At 73.8% G+C, this 10091-nt stretch carries 8 protein-coding genes; 7 read left to right on the forward strand and 1 reads right to left on the reverse strand.

What is annotated here, in order from left to right:
• A partial coding sequence (locus HUW36_RS17130) for a penicillin acylase family protein (RefSeq protein ID WP_246248198.1) occupies positions 1–1527 on the reverse strand: 1527 nt, incomplete at its 3' end.
• Positions 1528–1575: 48 nt separating this feature from the next.
• Here HUW36_RS17130 and HUW36_RS17135 point away from each other — a divergent pair.
• From HUW36_RS17135 to HUW36_RS17165, 7 genes are all read left to right on the forward strand, one after another.
• On the forward strand, positions 1576–2286 hold the full coding sequence (locus HUW36_RS17135) for a siderophore-interacting protein (protein WP_174529091.1): 711 nt from the start codon (positions 1576–1578) through the stop codon (positions 2284–2286).
• The gene (locus tag HUW36_RS17140; protein WP_174529092.1) at positions 2286–3527 is read left to right on the forward strand and encodes an MFS transporter; all 1242 of its coding nucleotides are present in this window, start codon (positions 2286–2288) and stop codon (positions 3525–3527) included. The genes HUW36_RS17135 and HUW36_RS17140 overlap by 1 nt, the downstream gene beginning before the upstream one ends.
• 67 nt (positions 3528–3594) lie before the next feature.
• Complete coding sequence (locus HUW36_RS17145; protein WP_174529093.1) at positions 3595–5109, forward strand: pyridoxal phosphate-dependent decarboxylase family protein; 1515 nt, start codon at positions 3595–3597, stop codon at positions 5107–5109.
• Positions 5110–5133: 24 nt separating this feature from the next.
• Positions 5134–6408: a lysine N(6)-hydroxylase/L-ornithine N(5)-oxygenase family protein gene (locus HUW36_RS17150; RefSeq protein ID WP_174529094.1), complete on the forward strand. Its 1275-nt coding sequence runs from the start codon at positions 5134–5136 to the stop codon at positions 6406–6408.
• A complete protein-coding gene (locus HUW36_RS17155; RefSeq protein WP_174529095.1) occupies positions 6405–6974 on the forward strand; it encodes a GNAT family N-acetyltransferase in 570 nt (189 codons plus the stop codon). Before HUW36_RS17150 ends, HUW36_RS17155 begins: the two co-directional genes overlap by 4 nt.
• A complete protein-coding gene (locus HUW36_RS17160) occupies positions 6971–8755 on the forward strand; it encodes an IucA/IucC family protein (protein ID WP_174529096.1) in 1785 nt (594 codons plus the stop codon). The genes HUW36_RS17155 and HUW36_RS17160 overlap by 4 nt, the downstream gene beginning before the upstream one ends.
• An 11-nt stretch (positions 8756–8766) precedes the next feature.
• The coding region (locus HUW36_RS17165; protein ID WP_174529098.1) for an MFS transporter at positions 8767–10091 on the forward strand (1325 nt) is incomplete at its 3' end.

A 10091-nucleotide genomic window follows, 5' to 3' on the forward strand; every position in this document is an offset into this window, starting at 1 on the left:
CGCGGCGCGCCAGGCCGCGAACGCCCCGGCCTCGACCGAGCCGGCGGCCATCGCCCGGTCCCAGTGGATCAACCGCCGGCGCAACCTACGGGCGGGTGCGTCGAGTCGGTCGGGGTCGAGCCGGTCCAGCAGCCGGTGCAGCGGCGACTCCGGCAGTCGGGCGTCGGTGTGCACCGCGGGCGCGTCGACGCCGTCCGCGAGCAGCGCCCGGATCCGCCGGGCCCGGTGCGGTGGCGCGAAGTCGACCCCGTACGCGGCGACGTCGTCGCGTCTGTCGTTGGCGCAGACCGCCACGCCCTCGACCTTCTCGTCCACCGGCGGCAGGTAGTCGCCGCGCCAGTGGTGTCGCGACTGCCAGCCGGGCACCGGCTCCCGACGGCACCGCTCGTCGCGTACCGGGACCAGGCCGGCCACCAGGCGGCGCACGGCGCCGCCGGTGTCGGCGGCGAGCACGCTGTTGACCGGCTCCACCCAGTGGCGCAGCGCGTCCGCGACGTCGGCGGTGTCCCGGGCCCGCAGCAGCGGCAGCAGCGCCTCGAAGCCGAGGCGGGCCTCGACCCGGCTCGGCGTGCGCAGGCTGATCGCCTCGCCGGTGACCCGGTCGTGGTCGATCACCGGGCCACGGGGCGTCTCGATCACCTCGACCCGTTCCGGCGTGCCGCCGCGGACCTCGATCTCCTCGACGTGGCGGGCCACCGGGGTCCAGCCGTCCGCGTCCCGCACCAGCACCCGGTCGCCGTCGCGGCGTAGCTGTTCGCGGTAGAGGTCCTGGTAGTCGGCCATCGCGTTGGTGACGGCCCAGGCGACGTGGCCGGCGTGGCCGAAGTGCGGCAACCCGGGTACGCCGGGGAAGGCCAGCCCGACCACGTCGAACTCGGGGCAGGCCAGCCGTACCTGCTGGTAGATCCCGGGCAGTTCGATCAGCCGGTGCGGGTCGCCGGCGAGCACCGGGCCGCGCCCGGTGGCCGGGTCGGCGGGCAGCGCCCAGGCGTTGCTGCCGGAGGAGGCGGGCCCCTCCACCGCGAACAGCCCGACCGCGTCGGGGCCGAGGGTGCGCGCGACGTGCGCGTGCCAGAGCTTGTTCGGGAAGGTGGAGAAGAGCACGTGCTGGACGAGGAAGACGCCCAGCGGCGACCAGGGCTGCCACGGCTCCGGCGCGGCGCCGGTCGCGGCGAACTCGGGCGCCGCGGCGGCGCCCTCGACGAGGCCGGCGTTGACACCGTCGACGTACGCCTCGACCCACCGGCGGGTCGCCGGGTCGAGCCGCTCGTGGCAGCGGCGGGCGGTGTCGTCCAGCCGGGCCCGCCTGGCGAACCGGTCCCAGGGCAGCTCGGCCGCGCCGACGCGGGCCGCCAGCCGACCCTCGGCGCGCCACCGCTCGACGCTGATCTGCCAGGCCCGGTCCCGGGCCGCGACCCGGCCCTGGAGGTGGGCGAGCGCGACGACGTCGTCGGCCCAGAGCTGGGGTACGCCCCACGGGTCCCGATCGACGCGCGTCGTCGAGCGGCCGTTTCCTCGGATGGTCAACTTAGGTTACCCTCCCCTAACTGAGGCAGACCTTACCTGGAGGGGCGCGTGAAACGGAACTGGGAGGGCCTGGTGCTCAAGGCCATGGGGGGCCGGGACTTCCGGCTCACCGTGCGGGGCACCGAGTCGGTCGACGGGCACTACCAGCGACTGCTCCTCGACGACGGCGGGCTGCTGGCGGCGTGCGGCACGCACCCGACGATGTGGATCCGGCTCTGGTTCGACGACGACGGACGGGCCCACCAACGGGCCTACACGCTCGTCGACCCGGATCCGGAGCACGGGCGGTTCACGCTGGAGTTCGCGCTGCACGACGGCGTCGCCGCGCGGTGGGCCACCACCGCCGAGATCGGCGACACCATCGACGCGACCGTGCAGGGCAGCGCGTTCCAGCTGCCGGACCCGACGCCCGAGCACCTCTACCTGGTCGGCGACGCGGCCTCGCTGCCGGCGGTGAACAGCCTTCTCGACGCCGGCGCGGACATCCCGGCCACGATCTGGCTGGAGTACGCCCACGACGGCGAGAAGGCGCTCGCCCCGCGCGCCCGGGCGCACCACGAGGTGACCTGGGTGCCCCGCCGCGACGACGGCCGGCACCTGGTCGAGACCGTCTGCGCGGCACTGCCTGCGGTCGGGACCGCGCACTACTGGGTGGCCTGCGAGGCGGCCAGCACCCGCAGCATCACCCGGCACGTCCGGCGGACGCTCGGCGTCGGCAGGCACCAGCTCACCGCGCTCGGCTACTGGCGGGCCGCCTGATGGGCCGCCTCGGCACGCTGACCGCGCTCTACGTCACGCAGTACCTCGGCATCGGCTTCATCACCGTCGGCCTCACCGCCATCCTGCGCGACGGCGGCACCTCGCTCGACACCCTGGCGCTGCTCCAGGTCGTCGGCCTGATCTGGCCGGTCAAGTTCCTCTGGGCGCCGGTCCTGGACCGCTACGGCTCCCGGCGCCGCGGCCACTACCGGTCCTGGCTGCTGGGGTTGCAGGCCGCGCTGGTGCTGACGCTGCTGGCGCTGCTGCCGTTCTCCCGTCCGGCCGACGCGCTCGGCCCGGTCATCGCCATCTGCGCCGCGTTCGTGTTCTTCTCCGCCACCCAGGACATCGCCGCCGACGCGGTCGCGGTGCGGCTGCTGGCCGCGTCGGACCGGGGCACCGGCAACGGCATCCAGGTGGCCGCGAGTTACCTGGGCAACCTGCTCGGCGGCGGCGCGTGCGTGCTGGTCTACGACCGCTTCGGCTGGGCGGCGGCGGTCGGCCTGCTGGCCGCGCTGACCGCGGTCGGGCTGCTCGTGGTCTGGCGGTTCCGGGAACCGGAGCGCACCGACCGGGTGGTACGCATCGGGGCGGCCTACCGCGCGCTGGTCTCGGTGTTCGGCCAGCCCGGCTGCCGGCGGTGGACGTTCGGCGTGGTGCCGCTGGTCTACGTGGGCGCCGGCATGGCGTACGCGCTGGTGACGCCCGCGCTGGTGGACGCCGGCTGGTCGCTGGGCCGGATCGGCGTGGTGACCGGTGTGGTGACCAGCGTGCCGGCGATCGCGGCCGGCCTGGTCGCCGGCCTCGGCATCGGCCGGTTCGGTCGGGCCGGCGTGCTGGTGGCCGGCGGGGTCACGCTGGCGCTGTCCACCGTGGCGTTGCTGCCGCTGATGACCGGCCGGGCGCCACTGGGCGGCACGGTCGCCGCGCTCTGCTTCTTCCTGGCCGCGTACACGATCGCCAACGTGGTGCTCTACACGGTGAACATGGACTACTCCCGGCCGGGCAGCGGGGGCACCGACTTCACCGTGCTGTCGTCGTTCGGGCTGGCCTGCTCGTTCGTGGCCGCCTCGCTCGGGCTCGCCGCCGCCGCGCGCTTCGGCTACCCGGCGGTGGCGCTGGCCTCCCTCGGTCTGGTCGCCGCCGGGGTCGTGGTGGGCGTGGCGCACCAGCGGCGGTTCCCGCCGGCCCCGTCGGCGCTCCACCCGACACCCGCCGCGCCGGACTTGATAGTTAGGTAAGGCTAACCTAATCTGATCTCCGCGCGGCCCGACCGCGCTCCTGTCCGCACGACGACCGGGAAGTCACATGAGTTCGATCGACACCGCAGCGCGGGCCCACCTGTTCAACGCCGGCTCGCTCGGGCGGTACCGGGACGTGCTGGCGCGCGGCGTCGACCGCGTCGCCCGCCGGGTGGGCGCGGCCGACCGGCCGTTCACCGGCGTCACGCCGGAGGCGCTGGCGCCGGTCGTCGGCGCGATCGACCTGGACCGGCCGCTCGGCGACACCGACGCCGCCCTGGACGAACTGCACGACGTCTGGCTACGCGACGCGGTCTACTTCCACCACCCGCGCTACCTGGCCCACCTGAACTGCCCCGTGGTCATCCCGGCGCTGCTCGGCGAGGCGGTGCTCAGCGCGGTCAACTCCTCGCTCGACACCTGGGACCAGAGCGTCGGCGCCACGCTGATGGAACGGCGCCTGATCGAGTGGACGGCCGGACGGATCGGCCTCGGCGCCACCGCCGACGGCGTGTTCACCAGCGGCGGCACCCAGTCCAACCTGCAGGCCATGCTGCTGGCCCGGGAGGAGGCGTACCGCCGGGTGGTCGGCGGCGCCGCCGCCCGCCCGGCCCGGCCGGAGGTGCTGGCCCGGTTGCGCGTCGTCACCTCCGCCGCCGGCCACTTCAGCGTGCAGAAGGCGGCCAAGCTGCTCGGCCTGTCCGCCGACGCGGTGCTGACCGTGCCCACCGACGCCGACCGTCGGATGCGCACCGACGAGCTGGCCCGCACCATCGACCGCTGCCGGCGCGACGGCCAGGTGGTGATGGCCGTCGTCGCCACCGCCGGCACCACCGACTTCGGCACCATCGACCCGCTGCCCGAGATCGCCGACATCTGCACCGCCGCCGGAGTCTGGATGCACGTCGACGCCGCGTACGGCTGCGGGTTGCTGGTCTCCCCCACCCGCCGGCACCTGCTCGACGGCATCGAGCGGGCGGCCTCGGTCACCGTCGACTACCACAAGTCGTTCTTCCAGCCGGTCAGTTCCAGCGCGCTGCTGGTCCGCGACGGCCGGGTGCTGCGCCACGCCACCTGGCACGCCGACTACCTCAACCCGGCCCGCGCGGTCGAGCAGGGCATCCCGAACCAGGTCGACAAGAGCATCCAGACCACCCGCCGCTTCGACGCGTGCAAGCTCTGGCTGACCCTGCGCATCATGGGGCCGGACGCGGTCGGCGCGCTCTTCGACCAGGTGGTCGACCTCGCGGCCGAGGCCTGGCGGCTGTTCGACGCCGACCCCCGGTTCGAGGTCGCGGCCCCGTCCCAGCTGAGCACCGTGGTCTTCCGCCACCTGCCGCCCGGCGCCGACCCGAACCTGGTCGACGAGGCCAACCTGCACGCCCGCGAGGCGCTGGCCGCCTCCGGCGCGGCCCTGGTCGCCGGCACCAAGGTCGACGGCGCGCACTGGCTCAAGCTCACCCTGCTCAACCCCGAGACCACCGTGGACGACATCGCCCACGTGCGCGACCTGATCGCCGACCACGCCGCCTGGTACGCCCGGACCGCGGCCACCGCCGAGCTGTCCTGCCCGGTCGGCTGACCACTCCCCGACAGAAAGAACCCCATGTCGACCCACGACTTCATCGCCGTCGGGCTGGGCCCGTACAACCTCGGTCTGGCCTGCCTCGCCGCCCCGATCGACGACCTCGACGGGCTGTTCCTGGAGGCGCGCGACGGCGTCGACTGGCACCCCGGGATGCTGCTGGAATCGACCCGGTTGCAGACCCCGTTCATCGCCGACCTGGTCACGCTCGCGGACCCGACCTCGCCGTACTCGTTCCTGAGCTACCTCAAGGAGACCGGGCGGCTCTACCCGTTCTACATCCGGGAGAGCTTCTTCCCGCTGCGCGCCGAGTACGACGCCTACTGCCGGTGGGCCGCGGCCAAGCTGCCGAACCTGCGCTTCCGGCACACCGTCACCAGCGTGGATCACGACGGGAGCGACGACCGCTACGTGGTGCGCGCGGACACGCCCGACGGGCCGGTCACCCACCGGGCCCGACACCTGGTGCTCGGCACCGGCACCCCGCCCCACCTGCCGCCGGCCTGCGCCGGCCTGGGCGGCGACCTGATCCACAACTCCCGCTACCTGGAGCACCGGGAGGCACTGCGGGCCAAGCGGAGCATCACCGTCGTCGGCAGCGGCCAGAGCGCCGCCGAGATCTACCGCGACCTGCTCGGCGACATCGGCACCTACGGCTACCAGCTCACCTGGGTGACCCGCTCGCCCCGGTTCTTCCCGCTGGAATACACCAAGCTGACGCTGGAGATGACCTCACCGGACTACGTGGACTACTTCCACGCGCTGCCCGAGCCGACCCGCTACCAGCTGGAGGCCGCGCAGAAGCCGCTGTTCAAGGGCATCGACGCCGACCTGATCAACGACATCTACGACACCCTCTACGCGCAGAGCCTGCACGGGCCCGCGCCGACCCGGCTGCTGACCAACACGGAACTGGTCGACGCGACGTACGCCGACGGGCGCTACCGGCTCGGGTTGCGCCACACCGAGCAGGACCGTGCGTTCACCCTGGACACCGAGGGCCTGGTGCTGGCCACCGGCTACCAGTACCGGGTGCCGGAGTTCCTCGCCCCGGTGCGCGACCGGCTCCGCTTCGACACCCACGGCCGCCTCGACGTGGCCCGCAACTACAGCGTCGACCACACCGGCCGGGGCGTGTTCCTGCAGAACGGCGGCACGCACACGCACAGCATCACCTCGCCCGACCTGGGTATGGGCCCGTACCGCAACTCCTGGATCATCCGGGAGCTGACCGGCCGGGAGCACTACCCGATCGAGAAGTCGATCGCGTTCCAGGAGTTCGGGGTGCCCTCATGAGCGTCTTCACCCGTCTCGACGAGCGGCTCGGCGAGTTCGCGCTGCGCCCGCTGGACCCCGACGCCGACGCGGCGCTGCTGCATCGCTGGGTCACCCACCCGAAAGCCGCGTTCTGGCTGATGCAGGACGCGGACGTGGCCGGCGTCGCCGAGGAGTACCGGCGCATCGCCGCCCACCCGCACCACGACGCGTACCTCGGCTCGTGGCGCGGCCGGCCGGCGTTCCTGGCCGAACGGTACGACCCGGCCCGGGTGGAGCTGGTCGGCCTCTACGATCCGCAGCCCGGTGACGTCGGCATGCACTTCCTCTGCGCGCCCACCGACGCGCCCGCGCACGGCTTCACCCGCGCGGTGATCACCACGGTGCTGGCCTGGCTCTTCGCCGACCCGGCGACCCGCCGGGTGGTGGTGGAGCCGGACGTGCGCAACACCGCCGTGCACGCGCTCAACGCCGCCGTCGGCTTCACCGTCGTCGGCGAGATCCGCAAGCCGGAGAAGGACGCGCTGCTCAGCGTGTGCACCCGCGAACGGTTCCGGGCCGCGACCCGGAGAGAGGTGACCGCGTGAACCCCGCTGCTGCCGTGGACCACCTGACCCCCGGGGCGTGGGCGACGGCCAACCGGCTGCTGGTGCGCAAGGCGCTCGCCGAGTTCGCCCACGAGCGCCTGATCACCCCCGAGCCGGCCGGTCCCGGGCGGTGGGTCGTGCGCAGCGACGACGGCACGGTGGAGTACCGCTTCGCCGCGCGGCGGCTGGCGCTGGACCACTGGCAGGTCGACGCCGCCAGCATCACCCGGCGCCGCGACGGCGCGGAGCTGCCGCCCGACGCGGTCGACCTGTGCCTGGAGCTGCGCGACGCGCTCGGCCTCACCGACGCGATCCTGCCGGTCTACCTGGAGGAGATCACCTCCACGCTGGCCGGCACCGCGTACAAGCTCGCCAGGCCGGCGACGACCGCCGCCGAGCTGGCCGCCGCCGACTTCCAGACCGTCGAGACGCAGATGACCGAGGGCCACCCCTGCTTCGTGGCCAACAACGGGCGCATCGGGTTCGGCGTGCACGAGTACCACCGCTACGCCCCGGAGACCGCCGCGCCGGTACGGCTGCTCTGGCTGGCCGCGCACCGCGACCGGACCACGTTCACCTGCGCCGCCGACCTGGACTACGACACGCTCGTCCGCGCCGAGCTGGGCGAGGAGACGCTCGCCGGGTTCACCGCCACGCTCACCGGGCTCGGCCTCGACCCGGACGACTACCTGCTGATCCCGGTGCACCCGTGGCAGTGGTGGAACAAGCTGGCGGTCACGTTCGCCGGCGAGGTGGCCCGGCGCCTGCTGGTCTGCCTCGGCGAGGGGCCGGACGACTACCTGGCCCAGCAGTCCATCCGCACGTTCTTCAACGTCACCGACCCGGCGAAGCACTACGTCAAGACCGCGCTGTCGGTGCTGAACATGGGCTTCATGCGCGGGCTGTCCGCCGCGTACATGGAGGCCACGCCCGCGATCAACGACTGGCTGGTCGCACTCGTCGACAACGACCCGGTGCTCAAGCGCACCGGCCTGTCGATCATCCGGGAGCGGGCCGCCATCGGCTACCGGCACCGGCAGTACGAGACGGCGACCGCCCCCGGGTCGCCGTACCGGAAGATGCTTGCCGCGCTCTGGCGGGAGAGCCCGGTGCCCGGCCTGGAACCCGGGCGGCGGCTGGCCACCATGGCCTCGCTGCTGCACCTCGACCGGGACGGCCGCTCGCTGGCGGCGGCGCTGATCGCCCGGTCCGGCCTGCCGCCGGCGCGCTGGCTGCGCCGCTACCTGGACGCCTACCTGGTGCCGCTGCTGCACAGCCTGTACGCCCACGACCTGGCCTTCATGCCGCACGGCGAGAACGTCATCCTGGTGCTGGACGGCGACGTGGTGGAGCGGGTGGTCTTCAAGGACATCGCCGAGGAGATCGTGGTGATGGACCCGGAGGCCGACCTGCCGGAGCGGGTGCGGCGGGTCCGAGCCGCGATCCCGGAGGACGAGAAGATCCTGTCCATCTTCACCGACGTCTTCGACTGCTTCCTGCGCCACCTCAGCGCCGCCCTGCACACCGAGGGCGTGCTCGACCAGGACGACTTCTGGCGCACCGTGGCCGAGTGCGCCACCGGCTACGCCGCGACGGTGCCGCACCTGGCCGAGCGGATGCGCCGGTACGACCTGTTCGCGCCGGAGTTCACGCTGTCCTGCCTCAACCGGCTCCAGTTGCGCAACAACCAGCAGATGGTGGACCTGACCGACCCGTCCGCCGCGTTGCAGTTCGCCGGCACGCTCGTCAACCCGCTCGCCCGCTTCGCCCCGACACCATGAGCGCCGAGCCGATGAGCGCCGACCCGGCGACGGTGCACGCCGGCCGGGACGCCCCGGCCCCGGTGCGGCACCGCTGGCTGATCCTGGCCGTGCTCTGCCTGGCCCAGTTGGTGGTGGTGCTGGACAACACCGTGCTGACCGTGGCGGTGCCGGTGCTCACGGTCGAGCTGGACGCCGGCACCGCCGACGTGCAGTGGATGATCAACGCGTACGCGTTGGTGCTGTCCGGTCTGCTGCTGAGCGCCGGCAGCGCGGCCGACCGGTACGGGCGGCGGCGGATGCTGCTGCTCGGGCTGGCGCTGTTCGGGCTCGGCTCGACGGCGGCCGGGCTCGCCCGCACCGCCGAGCAGCTGATCGCCGCCCGGGCCGGCATGGGCGTGGGCGGCGCGTTGCTGGCCACCGCCACGCTGGCCGTCGCCATGCAGGTCTTCGACGCCGCCGAGCGGTCCCGCGCGATCGGCGTCTGGGCGGCCACCAGCGCGCTGGGCTTCGCCGCCGGACCACCGATCGGCGGGTTCGTGCTGGCGCACCTGCCGTGGGGCGCGATCTTCCTGCTGAACGTGCCGGTCGTGCTGGTCTGCCTGCTCGCCGCGCGGGCGCTGGTCCCGGAGTCGCGGGACCCCGCCGGTGGGCCGCTCGACCTGGGCGGCGTGGCGCTGTCCACGGGCGGCCTGACCGCGGTCGTCTGGGCGATCATCTCCGGTCCCGAACGCGGCTGGGCGTCGGCGCCGGTGCTCGGCGCGGGCGCGGCCGGCGTGCTGCTGCTGGCGGCGTTCGTCGGATGGGAGCGGCGGGTCGCCCACCCGATGCTCGACATGCGCTTCTTCCGGGACCGCCGCTTCGTCGGCGCGGTCTGCGGCGTCGTGCTGATCACGTTCGGCGCCACCGGCGCGCTGTTCCTGCTCACCCAGCACCTCCAGTTCGTCCGCGGCTACCCGGCGTGGGAGGCGGGGCTGCGGATGGCGCCGTTCGCGTTGTCCATCGTGGTGCTCACCGCCGGCGGGACGGCCGCGGCGGTGATCCGCCGGCTCGGCCGGCCGGCCGCCATCGCGGTCGGGATGGCGCTGCTGGCCGGCGGTCTGGCGCTGGTCACGCACGGCCCGGCCGACGGGTACGGCACGCTGCTGGCCGGGCTGGTGGTGATGGGCGCCGGGTGCGCGTTGGCGAACCCGGCGATCGTCGAGGCGGTGATGAGCGCGATCCCCACCGACAAGGCGGGCGCGGGTGCCGGCGTGGACGGCACCATGACCGAGGTCGGCAGCAGCCTCGGCGTGGCGGCGCTGGGCGCGGTGCTCAACGCCCGGTTCGGCGCGCTGCTGCCGGCCGCGCTGGCCGG

Origin of the sequence: Micromonospora maritima (genome assembly GCF_902825405.1) — a bacterium.
In the GTDB taxonomy this organism is placed as follows: domain Bacteria; phylum Actinomycetota; class Actinomycetes; order Mycobacteriales; family Micromonosporaceae; genus Micromonospora; species Micromonospora maritima.

Coding starts and splice junctions, on each gene's coding strand:
- HUW36_RS17155 (WP_174529095.1), top strand. CDS start 6,405: ATGAGCGTCTTCACCCGTCTCGACGAGCGGCTCGGCGAGTTCGCGCTG.
- HUW36_RS17145 (WP_174529093.1), top strand. CDS start 3,595: ATGAGTTCGATCGACACCGCAGCGCGGGCCCACCTGTTCAACGCCGGC.
- HUW36_RS17150 (WP_174529094.1), top strand. CDS start 5,134: ATGTCGACCCACGACTTCATCGCCGTCGGGCTGGGCCCGTACAACCTC.
- HUW36_RS17140 (WP_174529092.1), top strand. CDS start 2,286: ATGGGCCGCCTCGGCACGCTGACCGCGCTCTACGTCACGCAGTACCTC.